The sequence below is a fragment of the Sphingobium sp. SA916 genome (assembly GCF_002894065.1).
In the GTDB taxonomy this organism is placed as follows: Bacteria; Pseudomonadota; Alphaproteobacteria; order Sphingomonadales; family Sphingomonadaceae; genus Sphingobium; species Sphingobium fuliginis.
Genome location: NZ_LXYF01000041.1, coordinates 188,811 through 203,495, shown reverse-complemented (window position 1 = coordinate 203,495; position 14,685 = coordinate 188,811). Strand labels below are relative to the sequence as shown.

Annotated in this window: 14 protein-coding genes and 1 pseudogene; 9 read left to right on the top strand and 6 right to left on the bottom strand. The window is 63.7% G+C overall.

Annotated elements, in window-relative coordinates; translation table 11 throughout:
- Positions 1–161 precede the first annotated feature (161 nt).
- From mmsB to A8G00_RS13470, 3 genes are all read right to left on the bottom strand, one after another.
- Positions 162–1,046 (bottom strand): 3-hydroxyisobutyrate dehydrogenase, encoded by an 885-nt coding sequence (mmsB, locus tag A8G00_RS13480; protein ID WP_103000910.1) that lies wholly within the window; start codon positions 1,044–1,046, stop codon positions 162–164.
- A gap of 77 nt (positions 1,047–1,123) precedes the next feature.
- Positions 1,124–2,182 (bottom strand): enoyl-CoA hydratase/isomerase family protein, encoded by a 1,059-nt coding sequence (locus A8G00_RS13475; protein WP_103000909.1) that lies wholly within the window; start codon positions 2,180–2,182, stop codon positions 1,124–1,126.
- Between the two features lie 28 nt (positions 2,183–2,210).
- Positions 2,211–3,353, bottom strand: a complete 1,143-nt coding sequence (locus A8G00_RS13470; protein ID WP_082166036.1) for an acyl-CoA dehydrogenase family protein — start codon at positions 3,351–3,353, stop codon at positions 2,211–2,213.
- Between the two features lie 111 nt (positions 3,354–3,464).
- On the opposite strand from A8G00_RS13470, the gene A8G00_RS13465 reads away from it, so the two are divergent.
- The 4 genes from A8G00_RS13465 to A8G00_RS13450 all read left to right on the top strand — a co-directional run bounded on the left by A8G00_RS13465 (position 3,465) and on the right by A8G00_RS13450 (position 6,846).
- On the top strand, positions 3,465–4,379 hold the full coding sequence (locus tag A8G00_RS13465) for a LysR family transcriptional regulator (protein WP_103000908.1): 915 nt from the start codon (positions 3,465–3,467) through the stop codon (positions 4,377–4,379).
- Positions 4,380–4,449: 70 nt separating this feature from the next.
- Positions 4,450–5,079 (top strand): class I SAM-dependent methyltransferase, encoded by a 630-nt coding sequence (locus tag A8G00_RS13460; RefSeq protein ID WP_025549165.1) that lies wholly within the window; start codon positions 4,450–4,452, stop codon positions 5,077–5,079.
- Between the two features lie 67 nt (positions 5,080–5,146).
- Positions 5,147–6,079 (top strand): ABC transporter ATP-binding protein, encoded by a 933-nt coding sequence (locus A8G00_RS13455; protein ID WP_103000907.1) that lies wholly within the window; start codon positions 5,147–5,149, stop codon positions 6,077–6,079.
- A complete protein-coding gene (locus A8G00_RS13450) occupies positions 6,076–6,846 on the top strand; it encodes an ABC transporter permease (RefSeq protein ID WP_103000906.1) in 771 nt (256 codons plus the stop codon). The genes A8G00_RS13455 and A8G00_RS13450 overlap by 4 nt, the downstream gene beginning before the upstream one ends.
- 213 nt (positions 6,847–7,059) lie before the next feature.
- Here the strand turns inward: A8G00_RS13450 and A8G00_RS13445 are convergent, their stop codons facing one another.
- A complete protein-coding gene (locus tag A8G00_RS13445; protein WP_025549169.1) occupies positions 7,060–7,515 on the bottom strand; it encodes a universal stress protein in 456 nt (151 codons plus the stop codon).
- A gap of 204 nt (positions 7,516–7,719) precedes the next feature.
- On the opposite strand from A8G00_RS13445, the gene A8G00_RS13440 reads away from it, so the two are divergent.
- From A8G00_RS13440 to A8G00_RS13425, 4 genes are read left to right on the top strand one after another with little or no spacing between them, the layout of a single operon-like run.
- A complete protein-coding gene (locus tag A8G00_RS13440; protein ID WP_103000905.1) occupies positions 7,720–9,009 on the top strand; it encodes a pyruvate dehydrogenase complex dihydrolipoamide acetyltransferase in 1,290 nt (429 codons plus the stop codon).
- Positions 9,009–9,413 (top strand): acyl-CoA thioesterase, encoded by a 405-nt coding sequence (locus A8G00_RS13435; RefSeq protein WP_025549171.1) that lies wholly within the window; start codon positions 9,009–9,011, stop codon positions 9,411–9,413. Before A8G00_RS13440 ends, A8G00_RS13435 begins: the two co-directional genes overlap by 1 nt.
- A gap of 10 nt (positions 9,414–9,423) precedes the next feature.
- Positions 9,424–10,821 carry a dihydrolipoyl dehydrogenase gene (gene lpdA / locus A8G00_RS13430; RefSeq protein ID WP_103000904.1) on the top strand — a complete coding sequence of 466 codons (1,398 nt, stop codon included), beginning with the start codon at positions 9,424–9,426 and terminating at the stop codon, positions 10,819–10,821.
- Positions 10,799–11,536, top strand: a complete 738-nt coding sequence (locus A8G00_RS13425; protein WP_172451856.1) for a phosphatase PAP2 family protein — start codon at positions 10,799–10,801, stop codon at positions 11,534–11,536. Before lpdA ends, A8G00_RS13425 begins: the two co-directional genes overlap by 23 nt.
- 84 nt (positions 11,537–11,620) lie before the next feature.
- Here the strand turns inward: A8G00_RS13425 and A8G00_RS25650 are convergent.
- A pseudogene (locus tag A8G00_RS25650) lies at positions 11,621–12,844 on the bottom strand (DUF2142 domain-containing protein); the annotation flags it as partial.
- Between the two features lie 445 nt (positions 12,845–13,289).
- Between A8G00_RS25650 and A8G00_RS13410 the strand changes: the two are divergent.
- A complete protein-coding gene (locus A8G00_RS13410) occupies positions 13,290–13,664 on the top strand; it encodes a hypothetical protein (RefSeq protein WP_103000903.1) in 375 nt (124 codons plus the stop codon).
- 73 nt (positions 13,665–13,737) lie between these two features.
- On the opposite strand, the gene A8G00_RS13405 is transcribed toward A8G00_RS13410, so the two are convergent.
- Positions 13,738–14,685, bottom strand: coding sequence for a hemolysin family protein (locus tag A8G00_RS13405; protein ID WP_044662457.1), 948 nt, complete (start codon positions 14,683–14,685; stop codon positions 13,738–13,740).

The window sequence follows — 14,685 nt, the reverse complement described above, 5'->3', positions numbered from 1 at the left end:
GGGAGGGGTTAGGGGTGGGCGCGAGCGTAGCGAGCTTCTGACTTAGCCGTTGCAAAACAGCGCAGATGCCGCGCCAGCCCACCCCCTAACCCCCTCCCGCCTGCGGGAGGGGGAATGTCCGCAATCCACCCATTTACGAGACGCTTGGAGATGGAAACCCCTTATTTCCCCTCCAACATCTCGATCATCAGCGAAAAGTCGCGCCCCGCTTCACCCTGATTGGCGAGCAGTTGGTAAAGCGACTCCGCCGCATTTCCCATCGGCACGCTCGCTCCGACCGAAGCGGCGGCTTCCGTCGCCAGCTTCAAATCCTTCAGCATCAGCCCCACGGCGAAACCGCCCTGATAGCCATTGTCCGACGGGCTTTGCGGCCCGACGCCCGGCACCGGGCAATAGCTGGTCATGGACCAGCTTTGCCCCGACGATACGCTGGAAATATCGTAGAAGGTCTGCGGGTCGAGGCCCAGCTTCTTCGCCATGGCGAAGGTCTCGCAGGTCGCCACCATGGTCGCGCCCAGCAGCATGTTGTTGCAGATCTTGGCGGCCTGACCATTGCCCGCGCCGCCGGCATGGATCACCGCCTTGCCCATGGCCGACAGGATCGGCCTGGCCCGGCCGAAAGCCTGGTCCGAGCCGCCGACCATGAAGGTCAGCGTACCGCCATTGGCCGCCGCGATGCCGCCTGAAACGGGTGCATCGACCATCTCGAAGCCCTTGCCCGCAGCGGCTTCCTCCACCCGGCGCGCCGTCGCGACGTCAATGGTCGAACAGTCGAGGAACAGCGCATCCGCCTTGGCCGCCTCGAAGACCTCGCCCGTATAGACGGCTTCCACATGCTTTCCCGCTGGCAGCATCGTGACCACCGCATCGGCCCCTGAGACCGCCTCCGCCGCGCTGGCGCAGCGCACGGCGCCAGCTTCGGCCGCCTTGGCCAGCGCCTCTTCCGAAAGGTCGAAGGCCCGCACGGCAAAGCCGTTCTTCAGCAGATTTGCGGCCATCCCACCGCCCATATTGCCCAGGCCGATGAAGGCGATGGTCTGGCTCATTTCAGGCACTCCTCTAGAGCGATTTCATGTCAGATAGGCCATCTGACGGCTTGGAAATCACGGAAAACAAAGCATGTTCAGCCGCGCAGTTCGGGCAGCGGCGTCCATTCCCTTTCCGGCGGCAAGGGCGCGAACAGGCTGTCCACCAGCTCGTCCGTCACATCCTCCGGCCGTGCGGGATTCCATCGCGGCGCATTGTCCTTGTCGAAGATCACCGCGCGCACGCCCTCCACGAAATCGGGACGGCGGATGACATGATGGCCGATGCGATATTCGTTGCGCATATTGTCGGCAAAATCGGTGAAGGCAGCGCCCTCGACCATCTGGCGCAGCGCCACCTTGATCGTCTGCGGCGATTTGGTGGCGAGCGTCGCCAGTTGCTCGCGCGCCCAGTCCGATCCGTCGGCTTCCAATGCAGCCAGAATATCCTCGAAGCGGTCCGAAGCGAACAGCCGGTCGATCTCCTCCCGATGCGCCTGCCAGGCCGATGGCGGCGGCGCATCGGCCATTTCGTCCAGTATTTCCGCCAATCCATCGGGATCGGCAATGATCCGCGCCTTGACGGCATCCAGCTTGTCCGACGCCATATAATGGGTCGCGATGCCGATGGCGGCGCAATCCGCGCCCTTGATCCGCGCCCCCGTCGTCGCCAGCCATGCTCCGGTTCGCCCCGGCATGCGCGGCAGGAACCAGCCGCCGCCCACATCGGGAAACAGCCCAATGCCCGTCTCCGGCATGGCATATGTGGTCCGCTCTGTCGCCACGCGATAGCGCGCCGGATCGGAAATCCCCACGCCCCCGCCCATGACGATGCCATCGATGAAGGCAATAATCGGCTTTTCATAGACGAACAGCAGATGGTTCATCCGATATTCGGTGAAGAAGAATTGCTCCGCCTCCGAACAGTCGCCCCTGGCGCTGTCGGCGATCATGGCGATGTCCCCGCCCGCGCAGAAACCGCGCCCTTCGGCATGATCCAGCATCACCGCAACGACGATCTCATCCTCCCGCCAGGCCAGCAGCGCATCAATGATCGCGCCGCACATCTCGGTGGTCAGCGCATGGATCGCCTTGGGCCGGTTCAGCCTTATCCGCCCCATGCCATTGTCGACGGAAATCAGCACCTGATCGGTCATAAAATCTCCTGCGCATTCTCTCTCGGGCTTAGGGCCGCAGCATGTCGCGGGCGATGATCATGCGCATCACCTGATTGGTGCCTTCCAGGATCGAATGCACGCGCAGATCGCGCCAGAAGCGCTCGATCGGATAGTCCATCAGATAGCCATAGCCGCCATGCAGCTGCAGCGCCCGGTCGACCACCGACGATCCGGTGTCGGTCGCCAGCCGCTTGGCCATGGCGGCGAAGCGCGTCTTGTCCGGCGCATTCTCCGTCACCTTGACCGCCGCCGCATAGAGCAGCGTACGGGCGGCCTGAAGCTCTGTCTCCATATCCGCCAGCGTGAACTGCGTGTTCTGGAAATCCGCGATGCTCTGCCCGAACTGCTTGCGATCCTTGGTGTAAGTGAGCGCTTCGTCGATGCAGCGCTGCGCTCCGCCCAGCGAGCAGGCGCCGATGTTGAGCCGCCCGCCGTCCAGCCCCATCATCGCGATGCGAAAGCCTTCACCCTCGGCGCCGACCAGATTCTCGACCGGCACCCGCACGCCGTCGAAATTGACCTGAGCCGTCGGCTGCGAATGCCAGCCGAGCTTGCGTTCCTGCGCGCCGAAGCTGACGCCGGGCATGTCCTTCTCGATGACGAGGCAGGATATGCCCTTCGGCCCGTCGTCGCCGGTACGGACCATGACGACATAGATTTCATTCTCCCCGCCGCCGGAGATGAACTGCTTGGAGCCGGTGACGACATAATGATCGCCTTGCCTGATCGCCCGCGTCTTGAGCGCCGCCGCGTCGGACCCCGATCCCGCTTCGGTCAGGCAATAGCTGCCGATCCGCTCCATCGGCACCATGGAGGGCAGATATTTGTCCTTCACGGCCTGCGATCCGAACCGGTCGATCATCCAGGCGGCCATATTGTGGATCGAGATGAACGCGCTGGTCGACGGACAGCCATAGGCCATCGCCTCCATGACCAGCGCCGCCTCCAGCCGCCCAAGGCCGATGCCGCCCGATTCCTCCGACACATAGATGCCGCCGAAGCCCAGTTCCGCCGCGGCGCGGATGGTGTCGCGGGGGAAGATATGCTTTTCGTCCCACTCCGCCGCAAAAGGGGTGATCGCATCGGCGGTGAACCGGCGCGCCATTTCCTGAATGGCCAACTGGTCCTCGGTGAGATCGAACTGGCTCACAAACTCTCCTGACGTTCGCTTTGGGTTGCTTCTAGATACGATGCGGAATTGCACGCAACAACGCAGTTCTGCATAGCATTGCAGCGATTTTGCAGATTTGGCGAGTGATGAATGTTCGATTGGGACGATCTCAGGGTCTTTCTGGCGGTGGCGCGCACGCGAAAGATCGCGCCCGCCGCGCGAGCCCTGGGGATCGATGCGACGACCATAGCGCGGCGGCTTGCCCGGCTGGAGAAGGCGCTGGGCCCTGAACTGTTCGAAGTGGGGGCGGGGGAGCGCACGCTGACGGCCCATGGCCAGGCGTTGCTGAGCCATGCCGAAAGCATCGAGAGCGCGGCGCTCGCCGCGATGGAGGAGGCCACCGGGCGGGAGCATCATCTGAACGGCCAGGTGCGCCTTTCGGTGGCCGAGGGTTTTGGCACCTGGGTGCTGGCGCCGGGGCTTGCCGACTTCGCCAGGCGCCATCCCGCCATCAGGCTGGACCTCATCACCGCATCCGGTTTCCTCAATCCGTCCAAGAGGGAGGCCGACATGGCGGTCATGCTGGCCCGGCCGCAGCGGGGGCGGCTGTCGGTTCGCCGGATGGGCGATTACCGGCTGCACCTTTATGCCGCGCCCCACTATCTGGCGGAGGCGGGCATACCCGAAGGCACCGCCGACCTGCGCGATCATGTGCTGATCGGCTATGTGCCGGAATTCATCTTCTCGCCCGAACTCGACTATCTGGACGAGGTGGAGGCGGGGCTGGAAGCCAGTCTGCGCGCCACCAGCATCAATATGCAGCATCGCATGATCGCGGAAGGGGCGGGGATCGGCGTGCTGCCTGATTTCATCGCGGGCGGCGATCCTTCGCTGGTGCCGGTGATGGCCGGCGAGGTGGAGATCATGCGCAGTTTCTGGCTGGTGACGCATGGCGACCTTAAGAAGCTGCCCCGCATCGCGGCCGTGGCGCTATGGTTGCAGGAGCGTATCGAAACCCTGAAAAGCGCCGCCGAGGTCGACCAGACGACGGGAAATCGCCTCTAGGCCATATCGACGCGGCCCGTCGGGGCCGCTAAGGGAGTCGGCATGACAGTGAAATGGTCGCAGTTCGCTCATGCAGCATAAGTCCAAGCGCAGCCGGGCGATGACCCTGCCCAACAGCGAGTTTCGCACCCGGGCGACCGAATATCTGGATTTCCTGGCCGCCTGGGTGAAGAAACCGCGCCAGACCGCGTCCGTGGTGCCCAGCAGCCGTTATCTCGCGCGGTTGATGGTCGAGCATATCGATCCGGAGGACGGCCGGGTAATCGAACTGGGCGGCGGCACGGGCGTCTTCACCCGAGCGATCCTGGGCACCGGCCTTCCCCCGGACAAGCTGGAGGTGGTGGAGATCAACCCAGCCTTTGCGCGCGGGCTGCGGCGTCATTTTCCCCATGTTTCGGTGCTGGAGACCCCGGCGCAGATCGTTTCCACCGCAACCGCCGGAGAGGCCGGGGAATATCAGACGGTCATCAGCGGCTTGCCCCTGCTGGCGATGGATCGGCAGATGCATGCCGACATTCTTTCCGAAAGCTTCCGCATGCTGCGGCCCGGCGGCGCCTTCATCCAGTTCACTTATTCGATGCGTCCGCCCGTGAGCCGGGAGATTCTCGACGCGCTCGGCCTGGAGGTCGTCAGGGCCGGCCAGACCGTCCGCAACTTCCCGCCCGCCACGGTCTTCCGCTTTTTCCGCAAGGGCGAATAGACTGCGGTTGCGCCGCGCGGGCGGCACCCTATCTTTGCGCTTCAGAAAAAAGGGGGCACTGCCGCGCATGGCGTCCATCATTTCCGTTTCGGGCCTGACCAAAAGCTATGCTTCGGGTTTCCAGGCGCTCAGGGGCGTCGACCTGGAGATCGAGGAGGGCGAGATATTCGCGCTGCTTGGGCCGAATGGCGCGGGCAAGACCACCATGATCTCCATCATCTGCGGCAATGTCCGGCCGACGGGCGGCAGCGTCACCGTCGCCGGGCATGACATCGTCCGCGACTATCGCGGATCGCGTTCCGCCATCGGCCTGGTGCCGCAGGAACTGCATACCGATGCGTTCGAACGGGTGATCGACACGGTCACCTTCTCTCGCGGATTGTTCGGCAAGCCGCGCAACGACGCCTATATCGAGAAGATCCTGCGCGACCTGTCGCTCTGGGACAAGCGCCACAGCAAGATATTGGAGCTGTCGGGCGGCATGAAGCGCCGCGTGATGATCGCCAAGGCGCTGTCGCACGAACCGCGGGTGCTGTTCCTGGACGAGCCGACCGCCGGGGTGGACGTCGAACTGCGCCGGGACATGTGGAAGCTGATCGGGGAACTGCGCCAGACCGGCGTCACCATCATCCTCACCACCCATTATATCGAGGAAGCGGAGGAAATGGCCGACCGGGTCGGCGTCATCAACAGGGGCGAACTGGTGCTGGTGGAGGAAAAGACCGCCCTCATGAAGAAGCTCGGCAAGAAGACGCTGACCATCGTGCTGGCGGAACCGCTTTCCGCCGTGCCGCCGGAGCTTGGCGAATGGCAGGTCGCGCTGAAGGCGGACGGCCATGAGATCGAATATGTGTTCGACACCCAGGCGGAACGGACCGGCGTATCGTCGCTGCTGCGCAAGCTGGGCGATCTTGGCATCGGCTATAAGGACCTCAATACCGAGCAGAGCAGCCTGGAGGATATTTTCGTCTCCCTGGTCCATCAGGAGAAGCCGGCATGAGCGGGTTCAATTATCGGGCCATATGGGCGATCTATAAGTTCGAACTGCATCGCTTCCGCCGCACGCTGCTGACCGGGCTGCTGGTGCCGGTGATCACCACCTCGCTCTATTTCGTGGTGTTCGGCGGCGCGATCGGTTCGCGCATGACGCAGATCGACGGGATACCCTATGCGGCCTTCATCGTGCCCGGCCTGATCATGATGTCGATGTTCACCGAAAGCATCTTCAACGCCAGCTTCGGCATTTATATGCCCAAATTCACCGGCACCATCTATGAACTGCTGTCGGCGCCGGTATCGGCGGTGGAGACGATCATCGCCTATGTCGGCGCGGCGGCGACCAAATCCCTGATCGTCGGCACCATCATCTTCGTGACCGCGCATCTGTTCGTGGACATCCGGGTCGCCCATCCGCTCGCGATGGTCGCCTTCATGGTGCTGATCGCGGTCAGCTTCTGCCTGTTCGGCTTCATATTGGGGATATGGGCGCAGAGTTTCGAGCAGTTGCAGGTGATCCCGCTACTGCTGATCATGCCGATGACCTTTCTGGGCGGCGCCTTCTATTCGATCCACATGCTGGCGGAGCCGTGGCGGACGATCACGCTGTTCAACCCGATCGTCTATCTGATCTCCGGTTTCCGCTGGACCTTCTTCGGGCGGGGCGATGTGGGCATCGAGTTCAGCCTGCTGTTCGTCGCGGGCATGCTGGCGCTTTGCCTTGCCATCATTGGCTGGATGTTCCGGACGGGCTATCGCCTCAAGAAATAAGGCGCAAGGCGTCCGGGTCCGGCTTAGCAAGCCTTGCTCCTGTGTAGGCAGGGGCCCGGTCCTGCCGTTCGAACCGGATTCCCGTCCGCGCAGGAACACGGATCAATGCCCCTAGAGCAGATTCCGATCCGATTGCGTCGGCTCGACTGCTCTAGGTTTTTGTTTTGTCGCGTTTTCCCAGTCAGCAGATGATTTCATCTGCTTGGAAAAGCGCTAGCTCAACCGGTCGATGGCCTCGGCATCCAGACCGCCGGGGATGACCATGATCGGGCAGGGCAGCTTGCCCGCGTCGGCGCCCGCGAAGTGCGAGACGAGGACGCCGGGGTGCCCGCTGGCGGCGGCCCCCAGCACCAATGCCGCGACATCGTCCATCTCCTCCAGCGTGTGGCGCACGACCGTCACCGGATCGCCCTGCCGCACGGTGATGCTGGGGCGGATGCCGGACTCGTCGGTCAGCGTGCCCGCCGCGCTCGTCACCAGCGCTTCGGCCCGTTGCAGGGCTTCATCCTCCATCGTCGCCTGCACGCCGCCCCATTGGACGAACTCGGCGGGAGGGATGAGGGCCAGGATGCGGATCGCGCCCGCCGTCTTGGCGGCGCGCCGCGCAGCGAAACGAAGCGCCGTCTCCGCCTCCGGCGATTCGTCCACGACAACCAGATATGTCCGCATCTGCCGCATCCTTACAGGGTAACGACCTTTTGGTCTTCATCGTCACAGGCGCCGGCTGAACCCATATGGTTAGCCGTGAACCAGAGTGGTGAAATGTGGCCGATTATCGGCGGGTGCGCAAGGCTTGGCCTTGACCGTTCCGGCCAAAGCGCCGAAACGAACTTCATTGCCCCATGCCCGATAAAGATGAGAGGCCTTCCACCCATGAGCAAGACGATCCAGATGCCGGCCCTTTCCCCGACCATGGAAGAAGGGACGCTGGCAAAGTGGTTGGTGAAGGAGGGCGATGCCGTCTCCTCCGGCGACCTGCTCGCAGAGATCGAGACCGACAAGGCGACGATGGAATTCGAAGCCGTCGATGAAGGCATAGTGGCCAAGATACTGGTGGCCGAAGGGGCGGAGGGCGTGAAGGTGGGCACGGTCATCGCCATCATCGCGGAGGAGGGCGAGGATGTATCGCAGGCCGCTGCTGGAAATGCCGCGCCCAAGGCGGCTGCTCCCGCAGAGAGTCCAGCGCCCAAGGCCGACCCCGTTCCCGCCAAAGCGCCCGCACCTGCCGCCAAGGCTGATCCGGCGCCGGCCCAGGGGACCGATGGCAGGGTGAAGGCCAGCCCGCTCGCTCGCCGTCTGGCCGAGGCCAAGGGGCTCGATCTTGCCGCCGTCACCGGTTCCGGCCCCAATGGCCGCATCGTGAAAGCGGACCTCGACGGTGCTGCGCCGGCCGCCAAGGCCGCTGCTCCGGCGCCTGCCTCCGCGCCTGCGGCCGCACCCGTCGCCGCTCCGGCTGCGGCGCAGGACTTCGGCATCCCGCATGAGGTCATCAAGCTCAGCGGCATGCGCAAGACGATCGCGCGCCGCCTGACCGAATCCAAGCAGCAGGTGCCCCATATCTACCTGACCGTGGACGTTCGGCTCGACAAGCTGTTGAAGCTGCGCGGAGAACTCAATGCCGGCCTTGCTTCGCGGGCCGTCAAGCTTTCGGTGAATGACCTGCTGATCAAGGCGCTGGGCGTCGCGCTGGTCCAGGTGCCGGAATGCAATGTGCAGTTCGCCGGGGACCAGATGCTGAAATTCCAGCGCGCCGACATTTCGGTCGCCGTGTCGATTCCCGGCGGGCTGATCACGCCGATCGTGACCGAAGCGGACAGCAAGGGCGTCGCCGCCATCTCGACCGCGATGAAGGATCTCGCCAGCCGCGCCAAGGACGGCAAGCTGAAGCCGGAGGAGTATCAGGGCGGCACGGCCTCGCTCTCCAACATGGGCATGTTCGGCATCAAGCAGTTCGAGGCCGTCATCAACCCGCCGCAGGGCATGATCATGGCTATCGGCGCGGGCGAGAAGCGGCCCTATGTCATCGATGACTCGCTCCAGATCGCGACGGTCATGTCGGCCACCGGCAGCTTCGACCATCGCGCCATTGACGGCGCCGACGGCGCCCGCCTGATGCAGGTCTTCAGGGAGCTGGTCGAAAACCCGATCGGCATGCTGGCCTGATGAGCCGGATGGACGAGCAGCCGCCGGCAGACCACCCGGCGGTGCGCGTCATCGCGATGCCTGCCGACACCAATCCCTATGGGGATATTTTCGGCGGCTGGTTGATGAGCCTGATGGATTCCGCGGCGGGTTCCGTCGCCGCCAGACACAGCCATGGCCGTGCCGTGACCATCGCGGTGGAGGGCATGACTTTCCTGCGCCCGGTCGTTGTGGGCGATGAGGTGTCGGTGTTTGCAACGCTGAAATCGGTCGGGCGCACGTCCATGAAGATCGACGTGGAAGCATGGCGCCGTGCCCGGCACGACGACCGCAGCTATCGCGTCACCCGCGCGACCTTCACATTCGTGGCGATCGGTGAGGATCGCCAGCCCCGTTCCGTGCCGCCCTTGGCGGACCAAGACTAGAGAGACCGATATGGCTGAGAATTACGACCTCATCGTTCTGGGCTCCGGCCCCGGCGGCTATGTGGCCGCGATCCGCGCCGCCCAACTGGGCCTGAAGACCGCCATTGTCGAGCGGGAGAATCTGGGCGGCATCTGCCTCAACTGGGGCTGCATCCCGACCAAGGCGCTCCTGCGTTCCGCTGAAATCTACCATTATATGCAGCATGCCGGGGACTATGGACTGGCGGCCGAGAAAATCAGCGCCGACATCGCGGCGGTGGTGAAGCGTTCGCGCGGCGTCGCCAAGCAACTGAACCAGGGCGTCACGCACCTTATGAAGAAGAACAAGATCGCCGTTCAGATGGGCGAGGGCAAGCTGACCGGGAAGGGCAGGCTCAGCGTCACCAGGGACGGCAAGACGGAGGAACTGACCGCGAAGAACATCATCGTCGCCACCGGTGCGCGGGCGCGCGACCTGCCGGGCAGCCCGGCCGACGGCAAGCGCGTCTGGACCTATCGCCACGCCATGACCGCGCCGGAAATGCCGGGCAAGCTGCTGGTCATCGGATCGGGCGCGATCGGCATCGAGTTCGCCAGCTTCTACAATGACATGGGCGCCGACGTGACCGTGATCGAGATGATGGACCGCATCGTGCCGGTCGAGGATGCGGATGTTTCCGCCTTTCTCGAAAAGGCGCTGAAGAAGCAGGGCATGACCATCCTGACCGGTGCTGGCGTCAGCGACATCCAGGTCGGCGCCAATGGCGTCAAGGCGAAGCTGAAGGACAAGGCAGGCAAGGAGAGCGCCGCCGAATTCAGCCACATGATCGTCGCCATCGGCATCGTCCCCAATACGGAGAATATCGGCCTCAAGGAACTGGGCGTCGCCATGGACGAGCGCGGTTTCCTGAAGACCGACGCGATGTGCCGCACCAATGTCGACGGCCTCTGGGCGATCGGTGACATCACTGCCCCGCCGTGGCTGGCGCACAAGGCGAGCCATGAGGGCGTGATCGCGGCGGAAGCCATTGCCGGCAATCATCCCCATGCCATGGACCCGCGCAATATTCCGGGCTGCACCTATTGCCATCCGCAGATCGCCTCCGTTGGCCTGACTGAAGCCAAGGCGAAGGAAGCCGGCTATGAGGTGAAGGTCGGCATGTTCCCCTTCATCGGCAATGGCAAGGCCATCGCGCTGGGCGAGGCGGAAGGTTTCACCAAGACGGTGTTCGATGCCAAGACCGGCGAATTGCTTGGCGCGCATATGGTTGGTGCGGAAGTGACCGAGATGATCCAGGGCTATACCATCGGCAAGACGCTGGAGACGACCGAGGCGGAACTGATGCACACCGTCTTCCCGCATCCGACCATCTCGGAATCGATGCATGAAAGCGTGCTCGCCGCTTATGGGCGCGCACTCCATATCTGATCGGCGCAAAGCCGTGGCTAAAGGCGCGGGGGCGTTTGTCCTCGCGCTTTTTTGCGTCCTGGGGATTGCGCTGGTCCAGCGGCAGGGATGGCTGGATGGGCTGAATGCCGGGTTGATGGGAATGGCGGGGCGCGCGCGGGACAGCGGCGCCGGAACCATCGTCACCTGGATCATGCAACTGGCGTCGGCCGTGGGCGGTACGGCCGGGCGCTTCGCTCTGCTGGGCGCCTGCTTCGTCGCGCTTTGGCGGATGGCGCGTGCGCGTGCCCTCTGGCTGTTCTGGGTGGCGTTCGGCGGGACATTGCTCAACCTGGCGCTCAAGCAGATATTTGCCGCGCCCCGGCCCGATCTGTTGCCGCATCTTGACCTGGTGAACAGCTATAGTTTTCCAAGCGGCCATGCGGCAGGAAACATGGTCTTCTTCGGGGCCCTGGCCATGCTGGGCGGGCGGCGCTCCGCCTATGTCGCCATGGGACTGGCGATTGCGCTGATCGGGATCAGCCGGGTCTGGCTGGGCGTGCATTGGCCGAGCGACGTGCTGGCGGGTTGGATCGAAGGACTGGGCTGGCTGGCGCTGTGCGGTGCCTGGCTACCAGCGCGGAGAGGGCAGGAAGAGTCGGCGGATGGGGTCATGGTGCGGGGGCATGCCGTCGGCGGTGACGAAGCCATGGACCCAGAAGCTGTCGAAAACCGTGGCGGCGGCAATGGCGAGTAGCAGCAGGGCCGATCCGGCGAACAGGGGCCGGGCGCCGCGCAGCGGGGCCGCCGGCATAAGGGCGAGCAATGCGAGTGGCAGGACGGGCAGGAAATAGCGACCCTGCGTCCCCTGGATATAGTCGGCGCCAAGCGGCGTGCCCGTCAGATACATGGCGGTTTCGATCAGCAGCGCCACCCCGGCCGCGATGGCGAGCCACCAGAGCCTTTGCCCCCATGAGACGCGCATGGCCGATCCGCTGCCAATCGCCGCGCCGAGCATTGCCAGCGCCAGCGGATAGGCGAGAAGAGGCAGCAAAATCGCATTCCAGCCGAAACGGCCCACGATCTGGAGCGCATAGACCGGCGCGCGTTCGGTGACGCTGGTGACAAGGATATGGAGATAGGCAAGCGGATCGTGCAGGATAACCGCCAATTGCTGACCGAGAGGCGCGGTCATGACCGTCTCGCCCGTCTTGCGCGACACGATATGGTAGAGCGCCTGGGTGCCGCCGGAGAGCTTCATCCACAGAAGGAAGGCGAAAGCGCCGATGACCATTGCGGCAAGGAGCGGCAGGGGTCGAAGATCGCGGCGGCTTTCCGGCCAGCGCAATCCGGCCGCCATCAACGGCAGATAGACGCCCTTGGCAAGCGCCAGCACGGGAGCGGTCAGGTAGAGCGCCAGGCCGCGTTTCGCCGTCCACCCCATGAAGCCGACCCGCAGCGCCAAGGCAAGGCCGAGAAAGCCCGTGCCGTTGATGACCGCATCGGGGGAGAGCGAAGCATTTTGATAGCAGAAGGTCGGCAGCAGCGCCGTGGCGAGCAGGGCATTGCGGCCGAAGGGAACAAGGCCGAGCGCCGCGGCCAGCATGGCCAGTGCGAACAGGGCGTTGACGATCCGGCCACTGTAGAAAGCTCCCAGATGCGGCAGGCCCAGGCTCTTGCCGATCGCCAGACCGGCCGCTCCGGGCAAATAGAGGGTGGGCGCATAGTTCGCCACATTGGGGAAATCGGCAAAGCGCCGCTCATCCGCACGGGATTTCCCGGCATCCCACGCGGTCATCAGCATGGACGGCCGGAACAGGCGGGCATCGGGTGATGCGCGCGTCGGGAAATGGGCGTCGTGCAGGTCGATTGCGGCGCGGGGAAGCTCCGCGCCGATCATCGCGCCCTGCTGCTTGGTCAGCATGCCGCCTTCGGAAAGGAGGAGCGCCTTCATAAAATGCTGATTCTCGTAGGGAGCCTGAAAGGGCGGCGTGACGCAGGCAAAGAAGAGGGTTGCGATGCAGATCAGGGCGTAGAGCCGCTTTTCCAGGCTGGTCCATGGCATATAGCCCGCCGTCGGCGGATTCGCCCGGCCGGATGTCCGTCTTTCCTGTCGCATCGATCGCCCCCTGTCTGGGCATGATGACCTAGCGGCAAGCTCTTAATATTTCGCGCCTATTTCTGATCTGCATCAACATATTGGGTGGGGGATCGCGTAAGTCTTCCGTAATATTTTCGGGCCAGTGTGGTCAGGCTCGGGACCCAATGCTGGCTGGGTCGAGGTTTGAGGCAAAAATGGCTCAGGGCCAGAAGGCAAGGCGCAGGAATATGTCGATATTTCCAGCCTTGCCGACGCAGTACTGGGGTCATTTCGGTCAAATTTCTGCGGGACGCCGAAATGGTTTCCATCTCGAACCGAAATGCGCTGGCAAAGGCAATGAGCCTTCGCGGCGCGCATTTCGACGCCTCGACCCCGCCAGTAACGGGTCCTGAGCCTAGCGGAGAACCCCATGTATATCATTGATTTCCGGCATGATCTGAACCTACTCGACATCCGATGGCGCGGCATCTTCACCGATGGGGCGATTGCGGAATATGCGCGCATATTGAAGCGCCAGTTCGTTGAGCAGGGGTTCCAGCCGGGCTATCTGCTGCGCATGGACATGACCGACAGCGCTGTCCAGACACAGGATGCGGTCGCATCCTTCGGTCGCCATCTCGCCGATTTTCCCAAGGCGAGGCGGATCGCCATCGTCACCCCCAGCGCCATTGCAAGCATGCAGGTGCGCCGGGTGATGACCCAACCCTATCTGCGGATATTTCCATGGGCTGAGCAGGCGCTGGAGTGGCTGCTGGAGGATGAAGCAGCGGTGGCTGGGCTGTAGCGGGCCATCCTGAGACCTTCGCATCACTTGCTCAGGTCCGCTTCCTACCGCTTCAACCCAGCTCAAAGCAAAATCAGCCCTCTTCCTCGATTTCCCGTTCCGCCGGAGGGTGAAGGCGCAGACGGCTGACGCGGCGTCCGTCGCTGTCCAGGATTTCCAGTTTCCAGCCGCTTTGCGCATGTTCGACGATCTCGCCGGGCTCGGGAACGCGGCCCGCGATCACGAAGGCCAGGCCGCCCAGCGTGTCGACATCTTCCTCTATGTCCGCCAGCTTTTCGTCGATTTCCTTCGCCACATCCTCCAGTTCGGCGCGGGCGTCGGCTTCCCAAAGGCCGCCATCCAGCGGAACCAGCATCGCTTCCGGTTCCTCGTCATGCTCGTCCTCCACCTCTCCGACGATTTCCTCGACCAGATCCTCGAAGGTGAGCAGCCCTTCCGTACCCGAATATTCGTCGAGCACGATGGCGAGATGGGTGCGCTTGGCGCGCATTTCCGCGAGCAGGTCCAGCGCCCCCATGCTTTCGGGAACATAGAGCGGCTGGCGGATCAGCGGTTCCAGCGTATCGGGCGCCGGCGCCTTGCCCGCCAATATGGCGAAGGCGTCCCGGATGTGGATCATGCCGACGATAGTGTCCAGATTTTCGCGATAGACAGGGATGCGGCTGTGTCCCGCCTCCGCGAACAGGGCGGCCAGATCGGCAAAGCTGGCCTTTTCCTCTATGGCGATGATGTCCGCGCGAGGGACCGCCACGTCATCGACCGTATGTTCGGAAAAGTGCAGCAGGTTGCGGACCATCTGGCGTTCGATGGCGGACAGGTCGCCCTTGGCAGGGGGCGCCGCGCCTTCCTCCTGCTCCTCTTCATCATATTCGTCGAGCGCATCCTCCAGCTCGCGCCGGAGGCTGTGGCTTTCCTCATCTCCGAAGAGCAGCGATTTCAGGCCGCTCCATAAACCGCCCTCGTGGCTGCTACTGTCCGATTCCTTCGAACCGTTGCCGTCCTTGGGACTGCCTTCCGCCAT

What these genes read in the sequence shown, in the direction of transcription:
- lpdA (WP_103000904.1), top strand. Translation starts at nt 9,424, where the DNA reads ATGGCTGAGAATTACGACCTCATCGTTCTGGGCTCCGGCCCCGGCGGC.
- mmsB (WP_103000910.1), bottom strand. Translation starts at nt 1,046, where the DNA reads ATGAGCCAGACCATCGCCTTCATCGGCCTGGGCAATATGGGCGGTGGG.
- A8G00_RS13465 (WP_103000908.1), top strand. Translation starts at nt 3,465, where the DNA reads ATGTTCGATTGGGACGATCTCAGGGTCTTTCTGGCGGTGGCGCGCACG.
- A8G00_RS13445 (WP_025549169.1), bottom strand. Translation starts at nt 7,515, where the DNA reads ATGCGGACATATCTGGTTGTCGTGGACGAATCGCCGGAGGCGGAGACG.
- A8G00_RS13455 (WP_103000907.1), top strand. Translation starts at nt 5,147, where the DNA reads ATGGCGTCCATCATTTCCGTTTCGGGCCTGACCAAAAGCTATGCTTCG.
- A8G00_RS13450 (WP_103000906.1), top strand. Translation starts at nt 6,076, where the DNA reads ATGAGCGGGTTCAATTATCGGGCCATATGGGCGATCTATAAGTTCGAA.
- A8G00_RS13475 (WP_103000909.1), bottom strand. Translation starts at nt 2,182, where the DNA reads ATGACCGATCAGGTGCTGATTTCCGTCGACAATGGCATGGGGCGGATA.
- A8G00_RS13440 (WP_103000905.1), top strand. Translation starts at nt 7,720, where the DNA reads ATGAGCAAGACGATCCAGATGCCGGCCCTTTCCCCGACCATGGAAGAA.
- A8G00_RS13460 (WP_025549165.1), top strand. Translation starts at nt 4,450, where the DNA reads ATGCAGCATAAGTCCAAGCGCAGCCGGGCGATGACCCTGCCCAACAGC.
- A8G00_RS13410 (WP_103000903.1), top strand. Translation starts at nt 13,290, where the DNA reads ATGTATATCATTGATTTCCGGCATGATCTGAACCTACTCGACATCCGA.
- A8G00_RS13435 (WP_025549171.1), top strand. Translation starts at nt 9,009, where the DNA reads ATGAGCCGGATGGACGAGCAGCCGCCGGCAGACCACCCGGCGGTGCGC.
- A8G00_RS13425 (WP_172451856.1), top strand. Translation starts at nt 10,799, where the DNA reads ATGGGCGCGCACTCCATATCTGATCGGCGCAAAGCCGTGGCTAAAGGC.
- A8G00_RS13405 (WP_044662457.1), bottom strand. Translation starts at nt 14,685, where the DNA reads ATGGCGGAAGGCAGTCCCAAGGACGGCAACGGTTCGAAGGAATCGGAC.